Here is a 26,964-nt window from a genome sequence, read left to right on the forward strand (position 1 = left end):
CTTCTCGCGTTTCGTAGCGCCTTCAGGTATTGCGCGGCCGCCGGTCCCGAGCGGGATTCGGGATCGGTTGCGGCACTTGACGCATGAGCCATCTGCGCGGGCCGCCACCCGGAAGGTCGAGCACCCCGGTCGTCTCGAATCCGAGGCGTTCGTAGAAGGACAGGTTGTGGGGATTCGTCGTTTCCAGGTGCACGGGGACGCCGTCCGCGGCAGCTCGGTACATTCCCGCCGCGATCAGATCCCGTCCGTGTCCGTGTCCACGCGCCGACGCGGAGACGCCCACGGCCAGCAAGTGCCAATGCTGCTCCTGCACACCTGCCGCGTAGGTCGCGCGCGCACCGGCACTGGCACGTCCGGCATGCGAACCGTAGGTGTGGATCGATCTCAGCTGTCGACCCAGCGTCGCTCGCGGCAGGATGTGAAAGGTGGCCAGCCATACCGCGACGCCGACGATCGCGCCGGTGCTGTCGAGCGCGAGGTCGACGCCGTCGCTGCAATCGCGGGCGTCATCGAGCGAGAATCGAAACGAGCGGACGAGCCGGGTTCTGCGGCTGGATTCCTTCGGGTGCAGCCACAGGCTCGCCGGATCATTCGCCAAGGAGGCCGCCAAGAGTTCGGCGGCGACACCGAAGTCCTTCCGGTTGCCGGGGCGAACCCGCCGAGCATCTTCCTGTACCGCATCTCCCACGGGCGGAATGATAATGGCGAGCCGTCCGTCCGGCTGCTCGAGCAGGGCGATCAGACCGGAACGGCTCGGCCGCGCAGGTAGGCGATGACGTCCTCGGCGCCCGACTCGTTCGGGTCGGCTACGGATAATCGGAACTGGGTCACCGCATCGTCTAGTCGCGGTCCCGGCCCGTGTTCGGCGAGCAGAACGATGATCGCCTCCAGCACGGCAGGCCGTGGATTCGGGTCCGCCAGTAGTTCGTCCAGATAGGCGTCCGGTTCGAGCAATCGCAGTGCCCGGCGCGCGTAGGCATGGACGCGCACCGGCAAGTCGGCGCGCACGGCGTCGACGTCGGCCTGGAGTGCGGGGCGCTCCCGGTGGGCCGGATCGACGCGCAGCCACCACAACTCGGTCAGCTCCGCGCTCAGGCCGTGGTTGTCGATCACGCCGGGACCGGTGGCTTGCTCGAGCGCCGCCGGCGGGAGGTCGCGCACAGCGTCACGCCACGCGCAGTATTCCCACCAGGCGGTCGGCGTCGCGCTGAGCTCGAGACCGAATCCGAGCGCCTGCTGACCGTCTGTCCAGGTCCGCTGGACGCGGGTGCGGCGGATCGAGGCGACCCCGCCCTCGGTGACCTGGGTCCAGGATGCTTCCGTTCCGTGAAAGCCATATGGCCGCAACAGCTTTCCCGCCTCGCGGGTCAAGCGGCGTAGCGCAGAGTCCGGTCCGTCCATGAGAGCAGACTAACTTCGCGCACCGACAAGTTCGGTTCACCGAGCAACAGCGCCCGCTCCGCCGCATGTCGCGGCGGAGCGGGATTCACGCCCGGCGGTGGTTCGTTCGTCCTAGGAATCGACGACGCGGGCGCCTGTCGTCGCGGTGCGCACCGCGGCGGTGACCTGATCGGGCGCCTCGACCATCACCAGGTGCCCCGCACCCTCCACGACGATCGCCCGAGACGGCGCCAACGTGCGGTTCAGCATGGCGCCGGCGCGAGCGCACAGCACTCGATTGCGGCTGCCCCAGACCGTGGTGATGGGCGGAAAGCCGGGGGGCGGCACGAACTCGTCCAGTTCGCCGAGCCGCGGGATCTCCCGGGAGATCGCGGCGGTGACCATCAGCCGGCGGGGTTCGGTCCAGCTCTCGCGTAGGTGCGCGACGATGTCCGCCGCGTGCGGCGCTTTCTCCGAGCCCAGCTGTTCTGCCACGATCAGTCCCGCCAGCGGGCCGGGAATGCGCACACGGGCAAGCAGTGCGTCGATGTGCACGCGCCGACCCAGTCGCGCCGCCCACGCGGTGCGGGTCGGCCGCAGAGTGGCCGGGGTCAGCGGGCTGCTCAGCACCAGTGACCGCACCCGGTCGGGATTGCGCTGTGTGTAGAGCAGCGACAGCGCACTGCCGAAACAGTGGCCGACCAGCGTCACATCACGCAGATCCTGCTCCTCGAAGAACGCGGTGACCATGGCCAGATAGTTCTCGACGGTGTATCCGTTGTCGGGAGCGTCGGAATCGCCGTAGCCGATGAGGTCGATCGCGAACACCCGATGCGTCTGCCGCAGGGCGTCGAATTGCGCACGCCAGATGTGACGATCGCCGCCGAGGTTGTGCAGGAAGACGATCGGGGGCCCCGCACCCGCCTCGTCATAGGCGATCGAAGTTCCGCGAAAGTCGAAATACCGCATCCCCGGGCTTCCTTCCGGTGGCAGCCACGTGACCACGCCGTCGTGGTCAACCCACGGTAGCCCCGACCCCCTCGTCCGCACGGCGAAACTCTCGCTTCTGCTCCTCGGCACGCCACACCACCAGGGCGATGATCAGCGCGAACGCGACCAGTGCTGTCCCGGTCCGCAGGAAGTGGAACAGATCCCACCGCGCGAGGATGTCGGCGTAATCGGCGGGCGCGCCGTCGACAGCCCAGGCGTTGATCTTGTGGTTGATCGGCACGTTGCCGAGCCGGGTGATGAGGAACGATCCGACGACGAGCAGCGCGGCCGCCGCGGCGAGCGCCCGGTCCCTGCCCGTCTGCACGACGGCCAGGACGAGGCAGCTCAGCGCGGCGGCGGCCATGGTGAGTTGCATGCTGATGCTGTTGTTCTGCATGAGCTCGGTGTGGAATTCCAGGCGCATCTGCAGCGGGACCCGATGAAAAGTCGGGACCAGATTCGCGGCACCGTAGCCGAACGCACCGGCGAGAAGACCGGTGGTGAGCAGGGCCAGTGCGCGTATCGGAGCGTGTTTCATGAGGTCGAAGTTAGCCGCCCGCCTCTAGCTCTGACAAGACTGTCAAATTTAATCGAGGCAGAACTCGTTGCCTTCGGGGTCGGTCATCACGATCCACCCGGCACTCATCGGCGGCTCGGGCTCGAAGCGCTCGACCCGCTGCGCACCCAGCGCGACCAGTCGCGCGCACTCGGTCTCCAACGCCGCCATCCGCTCGTCCCCCTGCAGCCCGGGCGCCGCCCGCACATCGAGGTGAACCCGGTTCTTCGCGACCTTGCCCTCGGGTACCCGCTGGAAGAACACCCGCGGACCGTGACCCTCTGGATCCTCGATCGCCGATTTCGAGTTCCGCTCCTGCGCCGGAACCCCGATCCGTGCGAGGAACTGATCCCACACCACGAGCGGGTCCACCCCGGCGGGCACCTCGACGCCCGGCGGCCCCGGATGCACGTATCCCAGCGCATCCCGCCAGAAGGTCGACAGCGCGGCCGGATCGTGCGCGTCGAAGGTGATCTGAATATGGCGGCTCATCAGTACTCCGTTCATGGCAACCGAACACACGGCGTGACAGATCTTCGGTCACCGTATGTCAGAGGTCCGACAATCTGCCGCTGTCGTTGCCGAGGACGGTGATTCGCCCAGTCCGAATCTGGCGTGGACGGCCTTCATCCAGGTGGGAGCCCACCAGCAGTCGTCGCCGAGCAGTTTCATCGTCGCGGGGACCAGGAGCATGCGCAGCACGGTGGCGTCGATGATGAGCGCGGCGATCATGCCGTAAGCGACGTATTGCATGAGGACGAGGTCGGAGAAGGCGAAGGCGCCGGTGACGACGAGCAGGATCAGGGCGGCGGCGGTGATGATGCGGCCGGTGTGGGCGGTGCCGATGCGAACAGCCTCCGTCGTGGAGGCACCCGCGGCCCGCGCTTCGACCATCCGCGAGAGCAGAAAGACCTCGTAGTCGGTGGACAGGCCGTAGATGATGGCGATGATCATCACCAGCATGTTGGCCTGGATGGGTTGCGGGGTGAAGTTCAGCAGACTCGCGCCGTGACCGTCGATGAAGATCACGGTGAGGATGCCCAGCGTCGAGCCGAGGCCGAGCGCGCTCATGAGGGCGGCCTTGATCGGCAGGACCAGCGAACCGAAGGTCAGGAACATCAGCAAGGTGGTGACGAACAGGACGAGGGCGATCATCCATGGGATGCGCTCGAGCAGCGCGTCGATGCTGTCCTTCTGGATGGTGGGGACACCGCCGACGAGCATCTGGACCCCGTCGGGAAGTTCGATGCCGCGCAGGTACTCGATGGTGTCACCGGCCGCATCGGAGTCTGTGAGCGTCGTTGTGGTGCGGTAGACATCGGACTGCACCGGCGAGCGCGACGGCAGTTCGAACTTCGCCGCCAGCCCGGGTGCCCGGTTGGCCAGTTTCAGGGCCGCACCGATCGCGACGCTGTCGTCGGAGACGAAGATCAGGTCGATCGGATCCGATCGGCGGCCGGGGAAGGTCGCGTCGATCTGCTCCTGCGCGACGCGAGTGCTGTTGTCCGGCGGTAGATATCGTTCGCTGAAGCCACCGAAGGCGAGGTTGCGGGCGGGCAGAATCAGCAGCACCAACACCACGCACAGCACACCCGCGACCTTCACCGGATGCCGCATCACCCACTGGGTGCTCCGACCCCAGAAACCGTTCTCCACCTCGTGCGCGGACTTCGTTCGCCGGAGCCGTCTGCTGCCCCACAGATCTACGCGCGCACCGAGGATCGCGAGCATCGCGGGCAGCAAGGTGATCGCGGTGAGCGCCGCCAGCGACACAGTCGCGATGGCGCCGTAGGCGATGGATTTCAGGAACCCCTGCGGGAACAAGAGCATGCCGCCCGCGCTGGCGATGATCATCGTCGCGGAGTACACCACGGTGCGCCCCGCCGTCGTCATCGTGCGCCGCACCGCCGACGCGGTGTCGTAGCCTTCGGCGAGTTCCTCACGGAAGCGACTCACGATGAACAGCCCGTAGTCGATGGCCAATCCGGCGCCGATCATCGACACCACCGGCGCGACGAAAGAGTTCACCTCGGTGACGTAGGTGAAGGTGCGCACGATCCCGCTCGCACCCGCCATCGTCAACCCACCCACGATCAACGGCAGCGCGGCCGCGACCACACCGCCGAAGATGAAGAACAGCAGCAGGGCGACCACCGGGAAGGCGAGGACTTCCATCCGCCGAATGTCGTCGGACAGGGTGTCGTTGAGTGTTCCCGCCACCGGCTGCAGGCCGCCCACCTGCACATCGACACCGGGAATCGTGAAGGCGTCCTTCACCTTTCTGGTGTTGCGCAGCATCTCGGTGTCGTTGTCGCCGACGATGGCCACGGCGGCGACCGCACGGGTGCGGTCAGGGGTCGCGAACAGCGAACCACTCGCCCGGCCCGTTTCCGTCGGCCAGTAGGCCCCGTTGACGCCGGAGATCGCGCCGGGATACGCACGAGGCAGGCTGTTGAGGTTGTCGACGATCTTGCGGCTGAACTCGGGATCGTCGACGGTCCGGCCGGGCGGCGCGGTGTAGAGCACCACCACATCGAGGTCGTGGTTGCGACCGAAGGCACTGTCCGCCAAGCGCCCTGCCAGCGCGGATTCCGAGCCGGGATCGTCCATGCCGCCCGAGCTCAGCTCATCGTGCAATCCCAGGCCGTACCCGCCGAGCGCCAGCAATGCGGCCACGACGACGCCGAGTACCGCGAAGCGGAATCGATGGACCAGATCGCCCCAGCGCGCGAACACTAGCTCGCCGTCCGTTCATCGGCTCCGAGCGCAATCTCCAAGAGGCCGCGTCCTTTCCCGTGGTTCGCCTGATCTGCCTCCCATCAAAAGTACCGCCACTTCGCGGTTTTCCACCGAACGACTACGCGAGCAGGCTCACCGCGAGATTTCCTGACCTACGACCGCGCGCGCTGATCGACGCCGACCTCCCGCAGCGCGGCGATCAGGAAGTCGTTGACCGCGTCGGTTCGCTCGAGGTGGACGAGGTGGCCCGCCCCCGGAAGTTCCACGACTGTGCGAAGGTCGGTGACATTGGCACGCAGCGTGGCGAGGGGGTCACGACCGCTGAAGCCCTCCATGTCGGGATCGTTCTCGCCGTAGAGGAAGTACGTCGGGACCTCGATCCGGGCGTCGGCGAAAGGCTCGGAGAGCTCCCAGTTGCGATCCAGGTTGCGGTACCAGTTCAAGCCTCCGGTGAAACCGGTCCGTTCGAATTCGGTGGCGAGGGTGTCGAATTCGTCCTCGGTGAGCCAGGCCCACGGCAGCGCGGGCGCCTGGGGCAGCACATCCAGGTAACCCAGACCCGGCGGGTTCTTCCAGGTGTCGAGATAGTGGTAGTCGCCGGAGAGGGAGAAGTAGACGCGGGACAGGAATTCCCGCGGCCGTGCGGCGAGTTCGACATCGGCGACGCCGGGTTGCTGGAAATAGGACAGGTGCAGGAAGTGACGCTGGGCGGCCTTGGTCCAGAACGCCGACGGCGGGCGCGGCGGGCGCGGCGAGTACGGATTGTTCAGCACCACAACGGCTTCGACCCGCTCGGGAGCGCGGAGCGACAGTTCCCACACCAGTTGGGCACCGAAATCGAGGCCGACGAACACGGCCTTCTCGGCGCCGATGTCGTCGAGGAGCGCCAGCAGGTCGCCGATCACGGCCGCATTGGTATAGGCGGCGACATCAGCGGGCGCCTCGGTTCGGCCGTACCCGCGCAGGTCGGGCGCGATGGCCCGGTATCCCGCCTCGGCCACGGCGTCGATCTGCCGGTGCCAGATGAACCCGGTGTGCGGAAAGCCGTGACAGAACACGACCGGGTAGCCCTGCCCCTGCTCGGTGACATGCATCCGGATTCCGCCCGTGTCGAGGAATCTCTGCTCCACTACCGCCTCCAATTTCTAGAACGTGTTCTGATTTGACGGTAGTGTCCGGAGGTCATGAGCGGAACACCCAAGATTCTGGCCGGGCGCGTCGCGGTCGTCACCGGGGCAAGTCGTGGCATCGGCAAAGGCATCGCCCTCGAACTGGGCGCGGCCGGCGCGACCGTGTACGTCACCGGGCGCACCACCGAGCCGGGCAGACTGCCCGGCACCGTGCAGGAGACCGCCGCGATGGTCACCGAGTTCGGCGGGCACGGTGTCGCGGCGGTCTGCGATCACCGCGACGACGATGCGGTCGAAAAGCTGTTCGCACGGGTCCGCGAGGAACAGGGCCGTCTCGACGTGCTGGTCAACAACGTCTACAACTCCCCCGCCGCCGCCCGCTGGCTGGGCCGCAAGTTCTGGGACGTGCCGCCCAAGGCTTGGGACGAGACCTTCGAAATCGGCGTGCGATCGCACTACGTGGCCAGCGTTTTCGCCGCGCCACTGCTGATCGAGTCGGCCGGGCTCATCGTCAATGTCTCCTCCCCCGGCGCGCGGCGGTACATGCACAATGCCGTCTACGGCGTCGGCAAGACCGCGCTGGATCGCCTCACCGCCGACCTCGCCCACGACCTGAACGGCACCGGTGCGACCGCCGTCTCGATCTGGCCGGGAATCGTGGATACCGAACTGCTGCAACTGGTCCCGGCAGACGAACACGGTCACCGCCGGGTGACCCTGCCCGGCGAGGGCTCCTTCGATCTCGACGCCGCCGAGACCCCGCGATTCCCCGGGCGCGCCGTGGTGGCACTGGCCGCCGACCCGGGCCGGTCGACTCGCTCCGGGAAGTCCTGGAAAGTCGCCGACCTCGCCGAGGACTACGGATTCACCGACGTCGACGGACGCATCCCGCGCGCCGACTGACTCCCCCTAGAATTACCTGCGACAGTGCGTTACATTTACATTGAGGATCAGCCGCTCGATGGCTGTCCAGGTGACAACGGAGAGAAACAATGACGTTCTCGAAAACCGCGGCTGCCGAGTACGCCGAAACCCTGCACACACTGTCGGAAGGGTCGGTCCATCGCCGGTTCGACCCCTACCTCGACATCGACTGGGACGCACCGGAACTCGCGATCGATCGCGACGATCCGCGCTGGGAGCTCTCCGGCGAGCTCGACCCGCTCGGCGCCACGAGTTGGTATCAGAACCTGCCGCTGGAGCGCCGGATCGAGATAGGGCGGTGGCGACAAGCCAACGCGGCCAAGGTCGGGCTGGCATTCGAATCCATCCTGATCCGCGGGATGATGCAGTACGCCATGACCTTGCCCAACGGCTCTCCCGAATTCCGGTACTGCCTCCACGAGATGACCGAGGAGTGCAACCACATCCAGATGTTCCAGGAGCTGGTCAATCGCATCGGCGACGATGTGCCGGGCATGCGGCCGATGTTCCGGGTGATGTCACCGTTCATCGGTGTCGCGGGCGGCTACTTCTGGGCCATTCTGTTCATCGGCATCCTCGGCGGTGAGGAGCCGATCGATCACTATCAGAAGGCGCTGATCCGCTCCGACAAAGAGACCCAGCCCGCCCTCCTGCGGATCATGCAGATCCATATCGCCGAGGAGGCGCGCCACATCTCGTTCGCCAACGAGTTCCTGCGCACCCACATCGCCCGCATGGGCCCGGTGCGCACCGCGGTCTGTGCGGTGGCGTTCCCGATCGCGATGCGCTGGCTGGCCGACGAACTGGTCAAGCCGTCGAAATCCTTCGCCACCAAGTTCGACATCCCCGACGAGGTATTCGACGACGCGTTCTGGCGCAGCCCCACCTCCCGTCAGATCCTCAGCGGATTCTTCGGCGACATCCGAACGCTGGTCGACGAACTCGGCATGATGAACCCGGTGACCCGACAGCTGTGGAAGCTACTGAAAGTCGACGGCGGCTACACCCGCTACCGCGGTGAGCCGCAACGCCGGGCGAGCTGATCGCCACTGATGCCGAGCGAATAACCCGCGTCGTCGTCAACTAAGATCAACGACGGTAATTCTCGGCACCCGAACGAACAGGACTCCCATGGCGCGCAAAGTCGTTGTCACACTTGTCGATGATTTCGATGGCACGTCCGCTGCCGATGCGACTGTCACATTCGGAATCGATGGGGCGGCCTACGAAATCGACCTGTCGGATGCCAACGCGGCACAGTTGCGTGAGGTGTTCGAACAGTGGGTTCCGTACGCGCGTCGCACCGGCCGCGCGAAGGCAGGCGCTGCACGTCGTCTCGGCGCGGCACCGGCGGCAGAATCCACCCGTCGCAACGATCTCACCGAGATCCGGGCGTGGGCTTCGCAGAACGGACACACGGTGTCCAGCCGCGGCAGGATCTCGGCGGACGTCATCTCGGCCTATGAGCAGGCCTCGGCGTAAAGTTTCGGTTCGTCGACAGCACGGCGCGCATTCCCTCCGCGCGCCGTGCTGTTTTCGTTTCAGTTGGGCAGCGGGATATCGGCTTTGAATCGCTCGCCCGGCGGGAGACCGCGCAGCACCGCACTGGTCCAGGCGACCGCGGGCGGCCAGCCCGCGACGGCATTGACGATGTGTTCCGGCAGCGGCATCGTGTAGAACCGCAGATCCGCGCCCCGGTTCCAGTAGTCGTGCACCGTCGGTAGTACCGCCGACGTCGGGATCAGTTCGTCCCAGATTCCGTGCCACCAGAAGATCGGGCTGTCCGGAATATGGTGTCCCAGACTCTGGTCCGCGAGAACCTCCATCACCCCCGGTGCCGTTTCGAGTGTCTTCCCCGGCTGGAAATAGGCACTGATCGGCCGGTACGCGCCGGCGGCGGCGATCGTGTAAACGCAACGACTGCGCATATCCGCCACGATCGCCTGCCCTTCCGGGGTCAGCAATTCCTTCGCGTCGAACTGATCGGGAAATTCCCGCGACAACGCGGCGAACCCGAGCCACATCGTGAAATTACCGGCGCCGGTAAGGCCCGGCCGCTGGGCGATCGCGTACTGGGCCTGGGCTCGCAGATCGGCGGGGAATCCACCCACCGCGGTGCCGAGCAACCGCACATCGGGGGCGTAGCTCTCGCGGAGTTCAGCCGCCCGGATCGAACCGGAGCCGCCGCCGGAGTACCCGTAGAGCGCGATCCCGGAGTCCGTCAGGCCCAATGCCGAGTTCTTCATGGCGCGCAGGCTGTCGAGCACCATTTTGCCTTCGTCGTAGGTGTTGAAGGTGTTGAACTTGCCGTCGAAGTCGGCGACATTGATCGCGAACCCTTGCGCGAGCCAATACACCGCCAGCGCAGCCTCTTTCATCGTGCCTGTCTGCAATGTGTAGGACGGGTTGCACGACGAATCGGTCGCGTCGATGGCTTCCTGGAAGGACACCACCGGCCGCGGACTGCCCGACCACGGGATACCGGGAACGATCACCGAGGTCGCGGTCGCGATCGGGTTGTCGTGCACGTCGTTGCTCCGGAACAGCAGCTGTTCGGTATGCACCGGGAAGGGTAGGCCGAGCAGGCGTGTCTGCACCGTTCGGGAACGGATGATCTGTCCGGGCGCATAGGAATCGAGGTCCGCCGGGTCGTCGTACCAGGGATCCTCGGCGGGCACCGGGATCGGCAGCATGTCGTAGAGCTGGGGTTCGGCGGGCAGCTGCGGGAGCTGGTTCTGATCCGGCGGGAAACTCGGATACGGGTCACCGGCGGCGGTGCCGACGCTCGATATCGCCAGGCACACCGCCGCCAAGGGCACCGCCGCCCACCTCGTTCCGAGCCTGCGTCCCCACCCCGGGCGAACGGTGGCTGCCGCGCTGCGCTGCATGGCGTCTCCTCTGTCTAGGTGACGCTGATTACAGCACGGTGACTTGTTTCTAACAAGATTTCTTGTTCACATGTTCACCACTCGCCGTTGACAAGCGATCAATCGTGCCAATACTCTCTTCCTATACGCAGATACTTCTTTCAGGCAGAGTTAATCGAGAGGCGCCCCCATGACCACCATCGCCCCCACCAAATCCCGACGGCGCACCATCGGGCGAGCACTCGGTGCCACCACCCTCGTGCTCGGCCTTGCCGGCGCCGCCGGCTACCTGTGGTTGGGCTACACCTCCGAGGTGCGCAACATCGGCGTCACCGAGTGCGCGAGCCTCGTCCCCGACGGCGGCACCGAATCCGATCTGCGTGCGGTGTGCGCCACGCTCAGCGCGATGACCGCCGCCTGGGACCGCAACGACGCCGATGCCTTCGGCGCCACGTTCACCGAAAATGCCACCTACACAACGTTTATCGGCACCCACTACCAGGGCCGCGCGGATCTGACCGAGGCGCATCGCGCACTGTTCAACGGCTTCCTGAAAGGCTCCAAGCTCGCGGATTCCTTCCTCGATGCCCGCTTCTACGGCGCCGACGTCGCCATCGTCACCAGCCGCGGCGACCGCTACGACGACGACAAGCCCGCCGAACTGTCCAAGACCCAGACCTACACCCTGGTGCGCGAACCCGACGACCAGTGGCGCATCGCGGCCTTCCACAACACCCAGCGTCAGCCCAGGATGGAGCGGATCTCGTTCCTCTTCGACCCGGCAACCAAGCCGACAGCCGAACGATGAACACCGATCACCTTGTGCGAGTGGACAACCGGCGCGGGGTAGAGTGCGCGTGAACGTTACAGGGGTGTCGGCGCTCGATTCGGGGGAATACGGTGGACGAAGTCTTGGCCTTGATCGGGGTGGGTGGTCTGATCCCCACGATGATCGCCGCGGTGTCTGCGTGGTTCTCCGCGACATTCAGTCGCCGCGTCAGCAAGCGGGCCATCGAAGTCACCATGACCGGCGACACCGCTGCCCCGGTCGTCTCGGAACCGGCGGATCCGGCCACCGGCGACACCGGGACGCCGCGTCGTCGAACAGAGGAATACCTTCGCCAGGTACGCAGCGCGATGGTGCAGAGCACGGCGTTCTTCTGGGCGTACATGATCAGCGGTTGCTGCGGCGTGGTGGTGGTTCTCGCCGCGGCGTCGATGGTGGCGTTCGGCAATCGCGACGCCGCCGCCGCGACCTCGATCATGGGCGCGGTGCCGGTCGGGATCACCGCGCTGTTCTACAAGCGTTCCACCGACCTCGACAAGATCGTGGGCGAGAACCTCACCCGCTTGAGCAAAGCCGACGAGATCGCCGAGGCCAACCGTGCCGCCCACGATGTGGTGTCGCGGATGGGCGTCGGTGCCGATCAGGATCGGCTCCTGGCGATGATCGGTGTGCGGCAGCTCTTTCCCTCCGCCACACCCACCGAGGTGGCCGAACTCCTTCGCACGGTGCCCGTCGAAGCCGGGACGGTGACCTCGCGGGTGTGACGTGCGGACGGCGTTCAGTTGCCGTATTGCGCGGTCTCCGGGCGCTCGATCAAGAGCACGTGCGCGACCTCGTCGGCGACCGGCCGGTGCCGAATTCCCCTGGGCACCACGAACAATTCGCCGGGTCGCAGGATCACGGGTGCGCGGTCTGCCAGTTCGACGCGGAACGTGCCGTCCCAGCAGAGGAAGAGTTCGTCTTCGTCGTGGTGGTGCCAGGGAAACTCACCCGCCAGCCGGGCGACGCGGACGACGGTGTCGTTGACCGTTGCCAGCTCGTGCTGCTGGAACGGGCCGGGCAGGGCTGCGATGGCCGCGGGGATCGAGACGGAACCGGTGGTGCTCGAGGCTGTCATGGTGATCATCGTCGGGCCGCGCGGGGCGACGATCCAGCGCCAATCGAGCATAATTGGTCTGCCTATGGAACCAATTGACGTGACAGATCGGCTCGGCCGCTGGTCGGCGGGGCGTGGGCCGCTGTATGCCCTGCTCGCGGCGGGGTTGCGCGCGCTGATCGAGGACGGCGAACTGGCGCCGGGGGTGCTGCTGCCGCCGGATCGGACACTCGCCGTCGCCTTGTCGGTCGGGCGGAGCACCGTGGTAGCGGCCTACGACCTGCTGCAGGACGAAGGCCGGATCGTGCGGCGGCAGGGCAGTGGCACCCGCGTCGCGGGGACGCCAAGGATCGATCCGCCGGCGACCACGAGTGAGCCGATGTTTCTCGACCTGCTCGAGCCGCGATCCGACGTGATCTCGCTGGCCTGCGCGGCACCGGACCGGCCGCCGGTCGAACTGGCCGAGTCCTACGCGGCGATGCTGCCCGCGTTGGCCGCGACGACCGACGACATCGGCTACTACCCGTCGGGCCATCCGACGCTTCGGGAGGCCGTCGCCGCGTATTACCGAGGGCGCGGGCTGCCGACCGAGGCCGGGCAGATCCTCGTCACCGCCGGTGGGCAACAAGCACTGTCGTTGCTCGCCCGGGCTTACCTTCGGCCCGGCGATCACGTCCTCGTGGAAGCCCCGACCTACCCGGGGGCGTTGGAAGCCTTTCGCGCGGAGGCAGCGGTCGTCTCCGGACTGCCGCCCGGACTGCACGGTTTCGCGGGCGCGATCCGAGACCGTCGGCCCGCACTCGCCTACGTGATCCCCACCTTTCAGAACCCGACAGGGTCGGTGCTTTCCACGCTCGTGCGCCGCGGTCTCGCGGAAAAATCAGCAGCAGAAGGGATTCCGCTGATCGATGACGAGGTGCTCGCCGAACTCGGTTTCCCGGGCCAGGAGACTCCGCCGCCCCTTGCCGTGTTCGCCGACACCGTGATCACCGTCGGTTCGCTGAGCAAGAGCGTCTGGGGCGGACTACGTATCGGCTGGATACGCGCGGCGACCCCCGTCGTGGCCAAGCTCGCCAGACTGCGCGCGGTGCACGATCTCGGCGGCAATCTTCCCGCCCAGCTGGCCGCGGCCGAGCTACTCCCCCGCCGCGACGCCATGCTGCACACCCAGGCCGCCGAACGCGAGCGCCGCCACGACCACCTGTGTGCCGAGCTCGCGCGCCGGATTCCCGAATGGGACGTGGCGCGGGTCCGGGGCGGACAGACGCTCTGGATCCGGCTACCGCACGGTGATGGCGCCTCCTTCGCACAAGCCGCACTGCGACACCGTATTTCGATCCTGGCCGGCGGCGGGCTCGATCCGACCGGCGGCAGCGACCGTTATCTGCGGATCCACTTCCTGCATCCGCTGGAGACCCTCACCACCGCAGCCGATCGCCTCGCGCAAGCGTGGCGTACCTACCGCCCGCCGACCACACTCACTGCCGCCGCGCCTCCGCTCGCGCTGTAGCCGACGCAGAGGTTGACCTTGACGCAGCGTCAGGGTTGCACCCTTGTCGCATGACGAACAACGACATCTCCTCGACGAAGCCCGCACCGCCGGTCGGCGGGTTCACCGAGATCGACGGCAATCGCCTTTTCGTCCATCGGTCGGGCAGTGGTGGACCGGCGGTGGTCTTCCTGCCCGGCGCGAGTGCGGTCGGCCTCGACTATTTCGGTGTGCAGCAGCAGGTTTCGCAGTTCACCAGCGCCGTGGTGTACGACCGCGGCGGCACCGGCTACAGCGATCCGCTGCCCCTGCCCCGTACCGCCACCGCGGTCGCCACAGAATTGCACCAGCTGCTGGGCACTCTCGACGAACTCTCGGGCCCTTATGTTCTCGCTGCCCACTCACTCGGATGCCTCTACGCGCACCGGTTCGCGCAGCTGTACCCGCAGCACGTGGCCGGACTGGTCTGGATGGACGGCTTGCACCGAGACTGGGACCAGTTCATGCCACCGGCGATGGGACTGGCCGCGGCCGCGACGCCCGCACCCGATGCCGAGCAGCTCGAACGCCTGCGTACAACCCTTCGCGAAATGGCCGCCGGGCTGCTCGTGGACTACCCGGAACCGGTGCGGCGAGCATTGACGGAGGCGAAGGCGAGCGACGAGTGGATCCGGGCGGGCTTCGCCGAGCGCAATGGGTTGCCGGAACTGGCCGCCGAATTGCACGCCGGGCCCAACATTCCCGATATTCCGCTGGTGGCGCTCAGCGTGCTGGGCCCGGACCCGCACCAGCCGCCCGAGGCGCTGGCCGAGATCCACGACGGCAGGCGGCGAATGGACGCGGCGATGGTACGCGGGGTTTCCCAGGGGCAACAGCGCATTCTCTCCGACACCGTGCACCACCGGCTCTGCTTCGATCGCCCCGATGCCGTGGTCGAGGCGATCCGCGATGTCATCGACCAGGTTCGTCGCCGCTAGGATCGGCGCGGTGCTCACCATCGGCCAACTCGCGGCGACCGCCGGCGTGACCGTACGCACGGTACGCCACTACCACCAGGTCGGCCTGTTGCCCGAGCCCGAGCGCGACGCCTCCGGCTATCGCCGCTACCCCGCGCAGGCGGCGGTCGATCTCATCCGGATCAGAACCCTCGCCGACGCGGGCGTTCCGCTGTCCCGGATCGACGCGCTGCTCCACGCCCAACCGGCCGAATTCGCCACGGCCATCAGCGAGATCGACACCGCGCTCGGGCGCAAGATCGATCAGCTCGCCGAGTACCGCCACCGGATCGCCGAACTGGCAAGCGGCGAAAGCCTTTTCCTCCCCGGCGAGGTGGTCACCCTGCTGAACCGGATGCGCGGTCTCGGCATCAGCGACCAACGGATGCGCCTCGAGCGTGACGCCTGGATCTTGTTGCACGCGTTGGACGCCGACGCGATCCCGCACCGGGTCCGGGAGAAGAACGCCGAATTCGACGACCCGGAAACCATCCGCCTGTACCGCGCGGTCGATGAATCGGTCGACTGGCACCCCCACGACCCACGCCTCGACCGCCTCATCGACGACCTCGACGCCTGGGAAATCGCCCACACCCGCGGCCCCACCCGCTCCACCGAACTGGTCGCTTCCCACATCGCGGAGTCCTCCCCCGCCTGGCAACGCATCGTCGACGCACTCACCCACCGCGCCGAACACCGAGCCTCCGGAACCTGACCCGATTGCGCGGTCGGTATCACGCTGGTCCGGACCGCGTCGGATCACTGCGCCGCGCTGCGACGCGGCACGTAGCGCGAGCTCAGCACGGCGATCGCGACGAAACACACGGCTGTCAGAATGATCCCGATGCGCGCACCGATGATCGGATCCGGAGCAGCCAGGCACCCACCCAACAGTGCGATCCCGATCGCCATTCCGACCTGACGCGAGGTGTTGAGGACTCCGGATGCCAGACCGGCACAGCGCGGCTCCGCGGAGGCCATCGCCGCACCGTTGCAGCTGGGCCCGAACAGTCCGCAGCCGAATCCGACGACCGCGGAGCCGAACAGCACGGCGGGCCACCTGTCCGGCTCTCCCACCGCCGAACACATGACAGCCCCGACCCCAGCGGTGAGGGACCCCGTGATCAGCAACCACCTCATCCCACGGTCCGCCCACCGGCGGTTGAGTACCAGGGTCGCGAACGTCCACAGAACAGCGAACGGCAGGAAGAACAATCCAGTGGTGCGGGCGTCGTAGCCCCACTGTGTCTGCAGGAACACAGCGAGCATGAATTGCAGCCCGTAGGCACCGAATTGGAAGGCGAACCCGTTCACGATCGAGGCGGAGAAGGGTGCGCTGCGGAACATCGTCAACGGCAGGACCGGCGACGCAACCCGCGATTCGGCCCCGACGAACCCCGACAGGAACAGGGCGGACGCGGCAAGGAGTACCAGCGTCAACGGCGACGACCAGCCCCGTTCACCACCTTCGATCAGACCGCCGACGAGTGCCCCCAGACCCGCGATCGCCAGGAGTTGGCCCGTCCAGTCGAAGGATCCGTCGTCACGGCGTGCGGTTTCGGCGATGTGCCGCCAGGTCAGCCACAGCGCCGTCGCTCCGATCGGCACGTTGAGCAAGAAGATGGATCGCCAGCCCAGTACCTCGGTGAGCAGTCCGCCACCGATCGGCCCGGCAACCAGTGCGACACCGCCGGTCGCGCCCCACACGGTGATCGCGCGTGCGCGCTGCGTCGCGTCCGGATACATCCGGGCGATGATCGCCAGCGTGGTGGGCAGGACTCCGGCGGCGAAGATCCCTTGAACGCACCGCGCGACGAGGAGCACCGGCAAGGTCGCACTCACAGCGCAGATCAGCGACGTGACGGTGAATCCGCCCAGCGCCCAGGCGAACACCCGGCGGGCGCCGAGCCGATCAGCCAGCGTTCCCGCGCTGAGCAGCAGCGCGGCCAGCGGAATTGTGTAGACGTTCACCAACCACTGCACGGCCACCATCGACCCGCCTGTCTCGGCCCGAATCGACGGCAACGCGATATTCAGCGCGCTGCCGTCCAGCAGAATCATGAAGAACCCCAGGCAGAGTGCGGCCAGGGCGGCGGTTGTGTTCGGCGACCGCTCGCGACTCCTGCCCGATTGCGCGGACTCGTCCGCTGTCACAGACGCCCGTTCCGAACCCGCTGCCCCCATCGCGCCGCCTTTCGTCGATCCTGTACCTATGAGTACAGATCGCCACTGTACCTACTGATAGGTACAGTTGGGCGATGACCGCGTCCGAGCGATTGATCGAGAGCATGCACACCCTGCTGTGGGAACGCGGCTACTCGGGCACGAGTCCGCGAGCGGTCCAAGAGCTCGCCGGTGCCGGACAAGGCAGCATGTACCACCATTTTCGCAGCAAGGCGGCCCTGGCCGTCGCTGCCGAGCTGCAGATGAGCGACGAGCTGAAACACCAGATCACCGCCCGGCTGGACAGCGGGTCCACCACCCGCGAGAAAGTCTCGGCATTCTTGACCCTCGACGAAAATGTGCTGCGCGGTTGCCGACTCGGGCGGCTCGTCCAAGACGCGGCGGTGGTGGACGACGATTCGCTACGAGAACCGATAGCCACGACGTTCGACTGGATCCAGGATCAGATCCGGCAAGTCCTCGCCGAGGGCAGACGAAACGGGGAACTCGACCCGAACCTCGATGTCGACGACCTCGCCGCCACGATTCTCGCTGTCCGACAGGGCGCCTATGTCCTTGCTCGCGGCGCACAGTCGAGCGAACCATTTCGCCGGGCCACCCGGGGCATCCTTCAACTTCTGCCGCGATAGCCGAGGCCACACGCCGTCCCGCACGGTGCCCTGGACGCCACGCCCGGCCAGTTCGGCGTTGATCACGCCCGGCGAACAGTTGATCATGGATCCGTCTACGAAATATGTTCAGAGAGGCCGGTTTCGACATGGCGGTAGTGACCGTCCCGCATATCAGGCACAGGGTCGTCGAGGTCGACGGGGTGCGGGTCTTCTATCGAGAGACCGGACCCGCGAACGCACCGACACTGCTTCTCCTGCACGGCTTTCCGTCGTCCTCACACCAGTTCCGACGGCTCATGGACGCCCTCGGTGGCCGATTCCGGCTGATCGCCCCCGACTATCCCGGTTTCGGGCACACCGAGGTCCCCGACGGTTTCGTCTACTCCTTCGAACGGCTGGCCGACATCGTCGAAGGCTTCGTCGACGCGATCGGCCTGGACCGATTCGTGCTGTACGTCTTCGACTTCGGCGGACCGGTCGGCCTGCGTCTGGCCACCCGCCGCCCCGCGCGGATCGCAGGTCTGATCGTGCAGAACGCGAACACCTACGACGAAGGCCTGTCCGACATGGCACGCGCGATGACCGCGAACAAGCCGGGCCAGCCGGGCGCACAGGACAACGTTCGCCAGATCCTCGAACTGCCCGTCACCCGCGGCCAATACGAGGGCGGCACCACCGATCTCGAACTCGTCGCACCCGACGGCTGGACCCTGGACCAGCATTTTCTCGACCTCCCCGGCCGCAAGGACGCGCAGGTACACCTGGCCCTCGACTACCACACCAATGTGGCGCTCTACCCGGTGTGGCAGCAGTGGTTGCGCGAGCACCGGCCGCCGACGCTGGTGCTGTGGGGTCGCAATGACGCCTTCTTCCCCGAGGCGGGCGCCAACGCCTACCTCCGCGATCTCCCCGACGCCACCATCCACCTCTTCGAGACCGGCCATTTCGCGCTCGAGGAGAACCTTCCCGAAATCGCCCCGCTCATCAGTGATTTCGTGGACGGTCTGCGCCGGCGCCAGCCGATGAGGATCGCTGTCATCGGCGCCACGGGCAATCTCGGCGGTGCGGTTGTCCGCGCGGCGACCGCTCGCGGTATGCAGGTCACCGCGCTCGGCCGGGACACGGTGGATGTCACCGACGCGGCCTCGGTCAAGAATGCCGTCGCGGGACACGACGCCGTCGTCGCGGCGGTCAAGGGCGATGACCGACTGGTGCCGCGTGGCGCCGAGACCCTCCTGGCTGCCCTGCCCCTCGCCGGGGTCGACCGCCTGGTGTTCCTCGGCGGTGGCGGCAGCCTCGAATACGCACCGGGACAGCGTTTCCTCGATTCTGCCGAGTTCCCCGCCCAGTACCTGGAGACGGCCCGTGACCAGAGCGAGGCGCTGGAAATTCTGCGTGCCGCCGACTCCCCGGTCCGGTGGTCCTACGTCAGCCCGCCGCCGGTGCACCTGGTCCCCGGCGAGGCGACCGGCGTCTATCGGGCCGAGGCTCGCGACACCCCGATCGTGGACGCCGCTGGTGAAAGCCGGATCAGCGTGGGCGATTACGCGAGCGCGATCGTCGACGCGCTGGAGGACAACACTTTCGTCGGCCTGCGCTTCACCGTCTCGTACTGAGCGGTGCCGCGCCGACCTCAGCGCCGGAGAAGCTCGCGCAGGGCGGCGGTGACGGTCCGGGGGTCCTCCTCGGCCATGAAATGACCCGCGTCGACGGTGCGGTGGTCGAGGTCGGGCGCCCAGCTCGACCACAGCGCCGCCGCTTCGTATCCCAGCGCGGCGCCCCAGTCCTGCTGCATGACCGTGACGGGCATGGACAGCCTGGCGCCTGCCGCGCGGTCGGCGCGGTCGTGGTCGATATCGATCGTTGCCGAGGCACGATAGTCGGCCACGATCGAGGGGACCGCGCCGCGACAGGCGTCGAGGTACGCGGCGCGCACGGGCGCGGGGATCGCGTCCGGAGTCTTCGCCCACTGGTCGAGGAAGTAGGCGAAGAACGCGTCGGCGCCGGCGGCGATCATCTGTTCTGGCAGTCCGGGCGGCTGCGCCATCAGGTACAGGTGGAATCCGACGGCGGCGGTCGAGCCGTGCAGCACGTCCCACATGTCGAGTGTAGGCAGCACGTCCAAGCAGGCGAGATGGGTGACCGTGGCGGGGTGGTCGAGCCCGGCGCGGAAGGCCACCAAGGCGCCGCGGTCGTGACCGGCGAGCGCAAAGCGGTCGTGACCGAAGACAGCGGCGGCGGCGACGATGTCGGCGGCCATACTCCGCTTGGAGTAGGTGCCGGTGCCGGATGCTGCGGGTTTGTCGCTGTCGCCGTAGCCGCGCAGGTCGGGGACTATCACTGTGTGGTCGGCCGCCAGGTCGGCGGCGACGTGACGCCACATCAGGTGAGTCTGTGGGAAGCCGTGCAGCAGCACGATCGGGGTTCCCGCACCGGCGACGGCGACGTTGAGGGCGACATCGTCGGCGACCGGGACGCGGTGGTAGTCGAAACCGGGAATGGTGCGGGTCATCGCGTGGGCTCTCGCTTCGTTCGAAGGGTGTTCCGCGGGGTCTGCGCGGATCGAGTTCGAGCGTGCGGTGTCGCGATGAGCAGCCGATGAACGCGCACTACATTGGCCTGATGCGGTTTCAGGTGCTCGGACCGGTCATCGCGCACGACGACCGCGGTGCGCCGGTCGCGCTGCGCGGTCCGCGCTACCGCGAGGTGCTGGCACGGCTGATCCTCGCGCACCGGCGGGTCGTTCCGGTCGGTCGCCTGGTCGAGGATCTGTGGGACGAGCCGCCCCCGAACGCGGTGGGTGCGGTCCGTACCTTCGTCGCCGGATTGCGGCGCGCACTGGAACCGGATCGTCCGCCCCGCACCCCGCCACGACTGCTCGTCACCGAGGGGCTCGGTTACGCGCTGCGACCCGAACCGGCGGATGTCGACGCGTGGCGATTCGACGATGCGGTGCGTTCGGCGGCAACCCTGCCGCCGCAAGCGTCGTTCTCGCTGCTCACCGCCGCACTGAGCTGGTGGCAGGGGCCTGCCTATACCGACTTCGCCGACGCTGGATGGGCACAGGCCGAACGGTCGCGACTCACCGAGCAGCGGTTGCTGGCCGTCGAACGTCGTGGTGCGGCGCAATTGGCACTGGGTGCCGCCGCCGCGGCGGTTCCCGACCTCGACGCGCACGTCGCCGAACATCCCTGGCGTGAAGACGCGTGGGGGCTGCTGGCCACGGCCCTCTACCGTTCGGGCCGCCAGGCCGACGCGCTCGCGGTCCTCGCCAGGGCGCGGCGGATGCTGGCCGAGGATCTGGGCATCGACCCCGGACCGGCGTTGCGCCGCCTCGAACACGACCTGCTCCGCCAGGCCGACTACCTCGACCCGGTCGCGACCGACCCCACGGTACGGGTGTGGGAACAGGCGCGTGCCGCCTACGACAGCGCGGTCCCACCGCGTACGAGGACGCGGCTGGAATCGACCGCGGGCTTGATGCGCGATCTCGCGGTCACGGGTGGCGGCGGTCTGGCGGCCGCACGCGCCCACCGGATTTCGGCGGTGGTCGCCGCCGACGACCTCGGTGACGCCGAGCTGACCGCGCGGGTGATCGGCATCTACGACGTCCCCGCGATCTGGACCCGCTCCGACGACCCGGCGCAGGATCGACGCCTCGTGGGTATCGCCGAGAAGACGCTCCTGCGCCTGCCCGCCCACGATGATGCCGATCGAGCCAGGCTGCTGGCGACCATCGCTGTCGAATCGCGCGGCGCTCTGCCGGTGGACGATCCGACCGAGGCGGGACTGCGCCCGCTGCGTGCCGCCCGTCAGGCCGAGGAGATCGCCCGGCGTCTGCACGACCCAGCCCTGCTGGCCTTCGCACTCAACGGTGTGTTCATGCAGAGCTTCCAGCGAGCGGGACTGGCGCACCGGCGCGACGCTGTCGGCACCGAGATCATCGCGGTGGCGGCCACCAGCAAACTCGCGACCTACGAGGTTCTCGGCCACCTCATCCTCATCCAAACACGATGCGCCTCAGCGGATTACACGGGCGCCGACCGACACGCCGATGCCGCGGACGCGCTCGCGCGGCGTTATGAATTGCCGCTGGTGGAGGTGTTCACCACCTGGTACCGCGCCTTACGGGCCAGTGCGACAACAGACCTCGCGGTTGCGGAAGCCGCGTACGCAACGGCGGCCGCCTCACTCACCGGAGCAGGCATGCCGGGACTCGACCGTGGCCTGTTGCCACTGGCGCGGCTGAGCCTGGCTCTGCGGCGGCGCGAGACCGGCAGGATCGCCACGATCGACCCCGAGACGGACTGGGGTCCCTATAAAACCTGGGTCGAACCCATCCTCCTCGTCACGCGGGGCGAGCTCTCCGGCGCGCGAGAGTCCTTGCGCACCATGACATCCCCGCCGCGCGACCTGCTGTTCGAAGCACTGTGGGCCATCGTGGCACACGCGGCCACCGCCGTCGGCGATCGCGAGACCATGCGCCGAGCCCGGACCCAGCTGGCCCCCGCGGCGGCCGAAACAACAGCGCAGAGTGGACTTCTCAGCGTAGGCCCGGTTCGCACCTACCTCGACGAGATCGATGCGGCGCTGCTGCGATCGCCGGCCGGATGAGGCCGAACTGCGCGCCGCCCGAGCCGGCCGATGCGATCAGGAGAAGACATAGTCGGTGAGTGGGAAATGACTGCTGCGCCAAGCAGATTCGATGGTGGAGGTGGGCCGTAGGGGGACGTCGCCGTGTTTGTCGAAATAGTAACTGTTGGCGGTGACGCAGCTTTCGTCCCAGAACACCTGGCCGCCGCGGCGGGCGAGCATCTCACGGAAGTAGCGGTCGTTGGCTTCCTCGGTGACCTCGATGCGGTCCGCGTCGTTGGCCCTGGCGTGGTGCAGGCAGCGCAAAATGTGGCGGGTCTGGTTCTCGATCAGGGTGAAATAGGAGGCCCCGTTGTAGCCGTAGGGGCCGATGATGGAGAAGAAGTTCGGGAAGCCGGGGACGCTCACACCCTCGTAGGCTTGCAGCCGGTTCTCGTCCCACCAGGTCTCCAGATCGCGGCCACCGACGCCGTGCAGGTCATAGGTCGGCATATTGCCCGATTCCATGACCTTGAAGCCGGTGGCGAGGATCAGCACGTCGGCGCGATGTTCGGCACCCGTGGCGGTGCGCACGCCGGTGGCGGTGATCTCGTTGATCGCCGCGGTTTCCAGGGTCACGTTCGCTCGGTTGAAGGTCGACAGATAGTCGTTGGAGAAGCTCGGCCGTTTGCACCCGAGGGCGTATCGCGGGGTCAGCGCGTCCCGGACGACGGGGTCTTTCACTTGACGCCGCAGGTGGGCCAGGCCCGCGCGTTCGCCGATGGCGGCGGTGGGCAGCGAGCGGTGATAGTGGGCGGCGAGCGGGAAGGTGACCTCCACGTAGGTCTGACTCACCAGGCGGGTCACGGTCCGTCCGCCGGGGACCTTCAGCGCCAGCCGGGCGGCGAGCGGCAGCGGCAGGTCCGGGCGCGGCAGGCACCAGATCGGCGTGCGCTGGAACACCGTCAGATGTTGCACCTGCGAGGCGATCTCCGGAATCACCTGGACCGCCGAGGCGCCGGTGCCGATGATCGCCACCCGCCTGCCCCGCAGGTCCTGGCGATGATCCCAGCGCGAGGTGTGCATGGTCGCGCCCGCGAAGCCTTCGATGCCGGGGATATCGGGCAGTTTGGGGCGGGTGAGCACACCGGTCGCGCTGATCACGAACCGTGCGGTCAGGTCGTCGCCATCGGTGGTGTGCAACACCCAGCGGTCGGCCCGCTCGTCGAAATCCGCGCCGACCACGGTGGTACCGAAGCGGATGCGCGGGCGGAGTTCGTACTTGTCCACACACGATTCGGCATAGGCCTTGAGTTCGCGACCCGGCGCGTAGACCCGTGACCAATCGGTGCGCTGTTCGAAGGAGAACTGGTAGCTGAACGACGGGATATCCACGGCGACACCGGGATAGGTGTTCCAGTGCCAGGTGCCGCCCACGCCGTCGGCCTCGTCGATGATCACGAAGTCGTCGAACCCGGCCTTGCGCAACTCGATCGCCACGCCGATGCCGGAGAAGCCGGCGCCCACGATGACGATCTCGTGGTCGATTCCCTTGGTGCTCATGCGATCTCCTTCACGAGTGCGGCCGACGGATGCAGGCGGCGGGGCCGGGCGACGGTGCGCACGACACAGCCCGCGTCCTCGGCGTAGACGATGCTGTCCACCTGATGCTCGATGCCGTCGACGGTGCGCACGCCCAGCGGCACCAACCGTGCGATCGGCCAGGTCACCAGGGTGCAGTGCGGTTGCCGCAGGGTGCGGTAGTAACTGTTGTGCACCGCGACGCCCGCGGCGTCGTCCGGTGTCAGGCGGTGGCGCAACCACGAATCACGCACCTGGACACGCAGATTGACACCGGCGATGAGTCGCAGGAGTCTTTGCGGCATCGCCGCGACAGGCAGCGGAACGCGCGGGAGCACCCACACCGCCTCGGTCTGGAACACCGTCACCCGTGCGGCCTCGGCGGCGATGCCGGGCAGCAGGCGCGCGGCGGCCGCCCCGCTACCGATGATCGCGACCCGCTGACCGGTGAACTCGTGCCGGGGCGCGAAGGCTGTGCGGTGCACCTGGGAACCGGTGAAGGTGTCGGCGAAACGCAGCGTCGTCATTTCGCCACCGGTTCGTAGGTGAGCTCGTCGGACCAGGACGGTCTGCGGCCGAGCACCCGGATCGGGAACCGATCGATGCAGGCGTTGGACACATCGGCCAGTAACTGGAACGGCTGACGACGGTGAATCGTGGCCTTCCCGTGCATCTTCACCACGTGGTAGAGCGGGAGCTTGCGGATGGCCGGGCTGCGCTGCCCCACGTTCTCGAAACGGCGCACCGCCTGCCACAGCTTCTCCTCGTCGAGGCCCAGCGCCATGATGTTGGTCGACATCCGTGACAGCAGTGGCGCGTACAGCAACGCGCCGAGCACGAACGAGGGGCGCACCGCGAAACCGGCTGTCTCGATGACGGTTTGGCGCAGCGGTCCCGCGCCGAGTTGTTCGAGAACCTGGAAACCTACTGCGAGGTGACGGGATTCGTCGCTGTTGATGTGCCGGAACACCTCGTGGCACACCGGGTCGTCGACCTCGTCGAGCAGGAACTTCACCAGCGCGCCGTCGAGGGCGGTCTCCAGTGACGGGATGACGGTGCCGAGCACGGGCAGCGTCAGCTGGTCGGCGTAGCGGTCGAGCCAGCTGATGACGAGGCGAATGTTCTTGTTGGGCACCGGCATCGCCTCGCCGTCGGGGAGCATGCCCCAGCGGCGCATCAGCGCCAGTTCCGCGTTGGCGTGCTTTTGTTCCTCGGCGTGGAAGTACCGGTAGATCTCCCGCAGTGGGCCGGGTGGCGCCTGGCGGGTCAGGGCGGCGAAGCCGCGCGCGCCGACGTGTTCGATCCACACCAGGTCGGCCATGAAGGTGGCCAATCGCGGGCGTTGCTCGTCGGTGATGGTGTCGGCGCCCGGTGCGTCCCAGTCGATATCGGCCAGCGCCCACTGCTTGGCGCGAATCGTGGCGAGCATGTCGGGGTAGGCGAACGTCATTGTTCGATCTCCTTCGGTGTGGATCAGCGCACGACCCGCTCCAGCAGGCCCGCCGAACGGGTGTAGGTCGCGGGTAGCCAGCGTTTGGCCTGCCACAGCACCTTGGCCTCGAGCTGCGGCACCACATACAGCTCGCCGCGGTCCACCGCGTCCAGCGTGGTGCGGGCGATGGCGGCGGGCGCGCGGCCGGTCCAGCGCAGCAGCAGCCCGCCGAGCCGCTCGGCGGTGTCGTCCATCGGCGAATCCGCGGTCATGATGTTGGTTTTCACGCCGGTCGGGCACAGCACCGTGACGCCGACGCCGGTGCCGGCCAGCTCGGCCGACATCGTCTCCGACAGCGCCAGCACACCCGCCTTGCTGACGTTGTAGGCGGCCATCCGCGGTGCCGCGCCGAACGCGGCCGCCGAGGCGACGTTCACCAGCGACCCGCGCCCAGCCGCACGCAGGATCGGCGCGAAGACATGGCAGCCGTGGATCACGCCCCAGAGATTCACCCCGAGCGTGCGGTGCCAGTCGTCGAGGGCGAACTCGCCGACCACCGGTCCGCCCGCGCCGATGCCCGCGTTGTTGACGACAACGGTGGGCGGGCCGCCGAACCAATCCTGCGCGGTGGCCGCCAGCTGTTCGACCTCGTCGATCACGGTGACATCGCAACGGGCACCGATCGCCTCGGCGCCCGCCGCCTCCACCAGTTCAGCGGTTTCGGCCGCACGGTCGGGGTCGATATCGGAGCACACGACGCGCCCGCCTCGACGACCAAGTTCGACGGCAAACGCACGTCCGATTCCGCTGCCCGCGCCGGTCACCACAGCATCGGCGGCAGCGGTTCGGCGGTGTCCGCTGAAGGGGAACAATCGCATGGCAACTCCCGGGTCGACCCAGCGAGGCTCTAATTGGTGGCATCTGCCACCATTGGCCGCACCTGACACCAATTAGGCGCGCGGAGGAGTACTTTGTCAACCATGGATGTGCGCGCACCGGCACGGACCTGGGGCGGGCGGACCGCCGAGGAGCGCAGGGCGCAGCGGCGGATCGGCCTGGTCGAGGCCGCCCTCGATATCTGGCTCGACCACGGCTGGGCCGCGGTGACCATGCGCGGTGTCTGCCAGCGGGCCTCGCTCAACGATCGCTACTTCTACGAGCACTTCGCCGACCGCGACGAACTACTGGCCGAGGTCTGGGACGAGGTGTGCGCCGGGGTGTTCGCCGAACTGGCGAGCGTCGTCGCCGAGAACGCCGACCGGACCCCCCTCGAGATCACCCGCGCGGCCATCGCCTGCGCCGTCGGATTGCAGACCGATCTGCGCGGTCGTGCCCGGATTCTGCTGGCCGATCACGCGGGCAGCGCCGTGCTCGAACAGCGCCGCAAGACCATGCTCACCGACGCGACCGATCTGCTCATCGCCGCCGCGTGGCCCTACCTGCGCCCCGACGTCGACGAAACCGCCATGCGGATGAGCACATTGGCCGGCATCGGCGGCTTCATCGAGCTACTGTCCGCATGGCGTTCCGGTGTGCTCGACGTGGACGCCGAGCGCATCGTCGATCACACCAGCGCGATCGCGGCGCAACTCGGCGCGATGTTCCTTCCCCCGGAGATCATCGGATGATTC

The 26,964-nt window shown here is 67.5% G+C and carries 27 protein-coding genes; 12 read left to right on the forward strand and 15 right to left on the reverse strand.

Translation table 11 applies throughout. The annotated features are described in order from the left end of the window. Window positions 1-22: 22 nt before the first annotated feature. From ACFQ9R_RS29280 to ACFQ9R_RS29310, 7 genes are all read right to left on the reverse strand, one after another. Window positions 23-688 carry a GNAT family N-acetyltransferase gene (locus ACFQ9R_RS29280; RefSeq protein ID WP_378995086.1) on the reverse strand — a complete coding sequence of 222 codons (666 nt, stop codon included), beginning with the start codon at window positions 686-688 and terminating at the stop codon, window positions 23-25. Window positions 689-738: 50 nt separating this feature from the next. Next, window positions 739-1,401 (reverse strand): hypothetical protein, encoded by a 663-nt coding sequence (locus ACFQ9R_RS29285; RefSeq protein WP_378995088.1) that lies wholly within the window; start codon window positions 1,399-1,401, stop codon window positions 739-741. Between the two features lie 111 nt (window positions 1,402-1,512). After that, window positions 1,513-2,349 (reverse strand): alpha/beta fold hydrolase, encoded by an 837-nt coding sequence (locus ACFQ9R_RS29290; protein ID WP_378995090.1) that lies wholly within the window; start codon window positions 2,347-2,349, stop codon window positions 1,513-1,515. A 46-nt stretch (window positions 2,350-2,395) separates the two neighbouring features. Further along, complete coding sequence (locus ACFQ9R_RS29295; protein ID WP_378995094.1) at window positions 2,396-2,908, reverse strand: anthrone oxygenase family protein; 513 nt, start codon at window positions 2,906-2,908, stop codon at window positions 2,396-2,398. A 48-nt stretch (window positions 2,909-2,956) separates the two neighbouring features. After that, a complete protein-coding gene (locus tag ACFQ9R_RS29300; protein WP_378995096.1) occupies window positions 2,957-3,418 on the reverse strand; it encodes a VOC family protein in 462 nt (153 codons plus the stop codon). A 48-nt stretch (window positions 3,419-3,466) separates the two neighbouring features. Then, window positions 3,467-5,662 carry an MMPL family transporter gene (locus ACFQ9R_RS29305; RefSeq protein ID WP_378995098.1) on the reverse strand — a complete coding sequence of 732 codons (2,196 nt, stop codon included), beginning with the start codon at window positions 5,660-5,662 and terminating at the stop codon, window positions 3,467-3,469. 155 nt (window positions 5,663-5,817) lie between these two features. After that, window positions 5,818-6,759: an alpha/beta fold hydrolase gene (locus tag ACFQ9R_RS29310; RefSeq protein WP_378995181.1), complete on the reverse strand. Its 942-nt coding sequence runs from the start codon at window positions 6,757-6,759 to the stop codon at window positions 5,818-5,820. A gap of 90 nt (window positions 6,760-6,849) precedes the next feature. Between ACFQ9R_RS29310 and ACFQ9R_RS29315 the strand changes: the two genes are divergently transcribed. The 3 genes from ACFQ9R_RS29315 (at window position 6,850) to ACFQ9R_RS29325 (ending at window position 9,201) form a co-directional block, all read left to right on the forward strand. Next, entirely contained in the window at window positions 6,850-7,698 is an 849-nt protein-coding gene (locus ACFQ9R_RS29315; protein WP_378995100.1) for an SDR family NAD(P)-dependent oxidoreductase, read from the forward strand. Window positions 7,699-7,787: 89 nt separating this feature from the next. Then, entirely contained in the window at window positions 7,788-8,762 is a 975-nt protein-coding gene (locus ACFQ9R_RS29320) for a diiron oxygenase (RefSeq protein ID WP_378995102.1), read from the forward strand. Window positions 8,763-8,850: 88 nt separating this feature from the next. After that, entirely contained in the window at window positions 8,851-9,201 is a 351-nt protein-coding gene (locus ACFQ9R_RS29325; RefSeq protein WP_378630144.1) for an Lsr2 family protein, read from the forward strand. 59 nt (window positions 9,202-9,260) lie between these two features. Here ACFQ9R_RS29325 and ACFQ9R_RS29330 read toward each other — a convergent pair whose 3' ends face one another. Continuing rightward, window positions 9,261-10,607 carry a lipase family protein gene (locus ACFQ9R_RS29330; RefSeq protein WP_378995104.1) on the reverse strand — a complete coding sequence of 449 codons (1,347 nt, stop codon included), beginning with the start codon at window positions 10,605-10,607 and terminating at the stop codon, window positions 9,261-9,263. A gap of 169 nt (window positions 10,608-10,776) precedes the next feature. On the opposite strand from ACFQ9R_RS29330, the gene ACFQ9R_RS29335 reads away from it, so the two are divergent. Together ACFQ9R_RS29335 and ACFQ9R_RS29340 are read left to right on the forward strand one after the other, a co-directional pair. Beyond that, a complete protein-coding gene (locus ACFQ9R_RS29335) occupies window positions 10,777-11,394 on the forward strand; it encodes an SgcJ/EcaC family oxidoreductase (RefSeq protein ID WP_378995106.1) in 618 nt (205 codons plus the stop codon). A 92-nt stretch (window positions 11,395-11,486) separates the two neighbouring features. After that, window positions 11,487-12,137: a hypothetical protein gene (locus tag ACFQ9R_RS29340; protein WP_378995108.1), complete on the forward strand. Its 651-nt coding sequence runs from the start codon at window positions 11,487-11,489 to the stop codon at window positions 12,135-12,137. 14 nt (window positions 12,138-12,151) lie between these two features. Here the strand turns inward: ACFQ9R_RS29340 and ACFQ9R_RS29345 are convergent, their stop codons facing one another. Continuing rightward, entirely contained in the window at window positions 12,152-12,490 is a 339-nt protein-coding gene (locus tag ACFQ9R_RS29345) for a cupin domain-containing protein (RefSeq protein ID WP_378995110.1), read from the reverse strand. 79 nt (window positions 12,491-12,569) lie between these two features. Between ACFQ9R_RS29345 and ACFQ9R_RS29350 the strand changes: the two genes are divergently transcribed. From ACFQ9R_RS29350 to ACFQ9R_RS29360, 3 genes are read left to right on the forward strand one after another with little or no spacing between them, the layout of a single operon-like run. Beyond that, a complete protein-coding gene (locus ACFQ9R_RS29350) occupies window positions 12,570-13,979 on the forward strand; it encodes a PLP-dependent aminotransferase family protein (protein ID WP_378995112.1) in 1,410 nt (469 codons plus the stop codon). Window positions 13,980-14,029: 50 nt separating this feature from the next. Next, window positions 14,030-14,935 (forward strand): alpha/beta fold hydrolase, encoded by a 906-nt coding sequence (locus ACFQ9R_RS29355; RefSeq protein WP_378995114.1) that lies wholly within the window; start codon window positions 14,030-14,032, stop codon window positions 14,933-14,935. Continuing rightward, entirely contained in the window at window positions 14,907-15,668 is a 762-nt protein-coding gene (locus tag ACFQ9R_RS29360) for a MerR family DNA-binding transcriptional regulator (RefSeq protein WP_378995116.1), read from the forward strand. The genes ACFQ9R_RS29355 and ACFQ9R_RS29360 overlap by 29 nt, the downstream gene beginning before the upstream one ends. 44 nt (window positions 15,669-15,712) lie before the next feature. On the opposite strand, the gene ACFQ9R_RS29365 is transcribed toward ACFQ9R_RS29360, so the two are convergent. After that, window positions 15,713-17,137 (reverse strand): MFS transporter, encoded by a 1,425-nt coding sequence (locus ACFQ9R_RS29365; protein WP_378995118.1) that lies wholly within the window; start codon window positions 17,135-17,137, stop codon window positions 15,713-15,715. Window positions 17,138-17,211: 74 nt separating this feature from the next. Here ACFQ9R_RS29365 and ACFQ9R_RS29370 point away from each other — a divergent pair, with 74 nt between their 5' ends. Next, window positions 17,212-17,766, forward strand: a complete 555-nt coding sequence (locus tag ACFQ9R_RS29370) for a TetR/AcrR family transcriptional regulator (protein ID WP_378995120.1) — start codon at window positions 17,212-17,214, stop codon at window positions 17,764-17,766. A gap of 128 nt (window positions 17,767-17,894) precedes the next feature. Next, window positions 17,895-19,364, forward strand: a complete 1,470-nt coding sequence (locus ACFQ9R_RS29375; protein ID WP_378995122.1) for an alpha/beta fold hydrolase — start codon at window positions 17,895-17,897, stop codon at window positions 19,362-19,364. Between the two features lie 17 nt (window positions 19,365-19,381). On the opposite strand, the gene ACFQ9R_RS29380 is transcribed toward ACFQ9R_RS29375, so the two are convergent. Beyond that, window positions 19,382-20,260, reverse strand: coding sequence for an alpha/beta fold hydrolase (locus ACFQ9R_RS29380; RefSeq protein WP_378995124.1), 879 nt, complete (start codon window positions 20,258-20,260; stop codon window positions 19,382-19,384). A 110-nt stretch (window positions 20,261-20,370) separates the two neighbouring features. Between ACFQ9R_RS29380 and ACFQ9R_RS29385 the strand changes: the two genes are divergently transcribed. After that, window positions 20,371-22,362 carry a BTAD domain-containing putative transcriptional regulator gene (locus ACFQ9R_RS29385; protein WP_378995126.1) on the forward strand — a complete coding sequence of 664 codons (1,992 nt, stop codon included), beginning with the start codon at window positions 20,371-20,373 and terminating at the stop codon, window positions 22,360-22,362. A gap of 36 nt (window positions 22,363-22,398) precedes the next feature. On the opposite strand, the gene ACFQ9R_RS29390 is transcribed toward ACFQ9R_RS29385, so the two are convergent. The 4 genes from ACFQ9R_RS29390 to ACFQ9R_RS29405 are packed head-to-tail and all read right to left on the reverse strand — an operon-like array spanning window position 22,399 to window position 26,211. Then, window positions 22,399-23,883, reverse strand: a complete 1,485-nt coding sequence (locus tag ACFQ9R_RS29390; RefSeq protein WP_378995128.1) for a flavin-containing monooxygenase — start codon at window positions 23,881-23,883, stop codon at window positions 22,399-22,401. Then, entirely contained in the window at window positions 23,880-24,428 is a 549-nt protein-coding gene (locus tag ACFQ9R_RS29395; RefSeq protein WP_378995130.1) for an NAD(P)/FAD-dependent oxidoreductase, read from the reverse strand. Before ACFQ9R_RS29395 ends, ACFQ9R_RS29390 begins: the two co-directional genes overlap by 4 nt. Continuing rightward, a complete protein-coding gene (locus ACFQ9R_RS29400) occupies window positions 24,425-25,351 on the reverse strand; it encodes a ferritin-like domain-containing protein (protein WP_378995132.1) in 927 nt (308 codons plus the stop codon). Before ACFQ9R_RS29400 ends, ACFQ9R_RS29395 begins: the two co-directional genes overlap by 4 nt. A 23-nt stretch (window positions 25,352-25,374) precedes the next feature. Further along, a complete protein-coding gene (locus ACFQ9R_RS29405) occupies window positions 25,375-26,211 on the reverse strand; it encodes an SDR family NAD(P)-dependent oxidoreductase (protein ID WP_378995134.1) in 837 nt (278 codons plus the stop codon). A gap of 102 nt (window positions 26,212-26,313) precedes the next feature. Here ACFQ9R_RS29405 and ACFQ9R_RS29410 point away from each other — a divergent pair, with 102 nt between their 5' ends. Further along, window positions 26,314-26,961, forward strand: coding sequence for a TetR/AcrR family transcriptional regulator (locus ACFQ9R_RS29410; RefSeq protein WP_378995136.1), 648 nt, complete (start codon window positions 26,314-26,316; stop codon window positions 26,959-26,961). Window positions 26,962-26,964: the final 3 nt, after the last annotated feature.

It is taken from the genome of Nocardia sp. NPDC056541, from assembly GCF_042794235.1.
Taxonomy (GTDB): domain Bacteria; phylum Actinomycetota; class Actinomycetes; order Mycobacteriales; family Mycobacteriaceae; genus Nocardia.

Bases quoted from the DNA above. Each gene is read 5' to 3' on its own strand.
- ACFQ9R_RS29400 (WP_378995132.1), bottom strand. From the start codon at position 25,351: ATGACGTTCGCCTACCCCGACATGCTCGCCACGATTCGCGCCAAGCAG.
- ACFQ9R_RS29320 (WP_378995102.1), top strand. From the start codon at position 7,788: ATGACGTTCTCGAAAACCGCGGCTGCCGAGTACGCCGAAACCCTGCAC.
- ACFQ9R_RS29330 (WP_378995104.1), bottom strand. From the start codon at position 10,607: ATGCAGCGCAGCGCGGCAGCCACCGTTCGCCCGGGGTGGGGACGCAGG.
- ACFQ9R_RS29395 (WP_378995130.1), bottom strand. From the start codon at position 24,428: ATGACGACGCTGCGTTTCGCCGACACCTTCACCGGTTCCCAGGTGCAC.
- ACFQ9R_RS29325 (WP_378630144.1), top strand. From the start codon at position 8,851: ATGGCGCGCAAAGTCGTTGTCACACTTGTCGATGATTTCGATGGCACG.
- ACFQ9R_RS29360 (WP_378995116.1), top strand. From the start codon at position 14,907: ATGTCATCGACCAGGTTCGTCGCCGCTAGGATCGGCGCGGTGCTCACC.
- ACFQ9R_RS29375 (WP_378995122.1), top strand. From the start codon at position 17,895: ATGGCGGTAGTGACCGTCCCGCATATCAGGCACAGGGTCGTCGAGGTC.
- ACFQ9R_RS29295 (WP_378995094.1), bottom strand. From the start codon at position 2,908: ATGAAACACGCTCCGATACGCGCACTGGCCCTGCTCACCACCGGTCTT.
- ACFQ9R_RS29335 (WP_378995106.1), top strand. From the start codon at position 10,777: ATGACCACCATCGCCCCCACCAAATCCCGACGGCGCACCATCGGGCGA.
- ACFQ9R_RS29370 (WP_378995120.1), top strand. From the start codon at position 17,212: ATGACCGCGTCCGAGCGATTGATCGAGAGCATGCACACCCTGCTGTGG.
- ACFQ9R_RS29410 (WP_378995136.1), top strand. From the start codon at position 26,314: ATGGATGTGCGCGCACCGGCACGGACCTGGGGCGGGCGGACCGCCGAG.
- ACFQ9R_RS29355 (WP_378995114.1), top strand. From the start codon at position 14,030: ATGACGAACAACGACATCTCCTCGACGAAGCCCGCACCGCCGGTCGGC.
- ACFQ9R_RS29290 (WP_378995090.1), bottom strand. From the start codon at position 2,349: ATGCGGTATTTCGACTTTCGCGGAACTTCGATCGCCTATGACGAGGCG.
- ACFQ9R_RS29285 (WP_378995088.1), bottom strand. From the start codon at position 1,401: ATGGACGGACCGGACTCTGCGCTACGCCGCTTGACCCGCGAGGCGGGA.
- ACFQ9R_RS29365 (WP_378995118.1), bottom strand. From the start codon at position 17,137: ATGGGGGCAGCGGGTTCGGAACGGGCGTCTGTGACAGCGGACGAGTCC.
- ACFQ9R_RS29390 (WP_378995128.1), bottom strand. From the start codon at position 23,883: ATGAGCACCAAGGGAATCGACCACGAGATCGTCATCGTGGGCGCCGGC.
- ACFQ9R_RS29345 (WP_378995110.1), bottom strand. From the start codon at position 12,490: ATGACAGCCTCGAGCACCACCGGTTCCGTCTCGATCCCCGCGGCCATC.
- ACFQ9R_RS29405 (WP_378995134.1), bottom strand. From the start codon at position 26,211: ATGCGATTGTTCCCCTTCAGCGGACACCGCCGAACCGCTGCCGCCGAT.
- ACFQ9R_RS29300 (WP_378995096.1), bottom strand. From the start codon at position 3,418: ATGAGCCGCCATATTCAGATCACCTTCGACGCGCACGATCCGGCCGCG.
- ACFQ9R_RS29380 (WP_378995124.1), bottom strand. From the start codon at position 20,260: ATGACCCGCACCATTCCCGGTTTCGACTACCACCGCGTCCCGGTCGCC.
- ACFQ9R_RS29385 (WP_378995126.1), top strand. From the start codon at position 20,371: ATGCGGTTTCAGGTGCTCGGACCGGTCATCGCGCACGACGACCGCGGT.
- ACFQ9R_RS29315 (WP_378995100.1), top strand. From the start codon at position 6,850: ATGAGCGGAACACCCAAGATTCTGGCCGGGCGCGTCGCGGTCGTCACC.
- ACFQ9R_RS29310 (WP_378995181.1), bottom strand. From the start codon at position 6,759: ATGCATGTCACCGAGCAGGGGCAGGGCTACCCGGTCGTGTTCTGTCAC.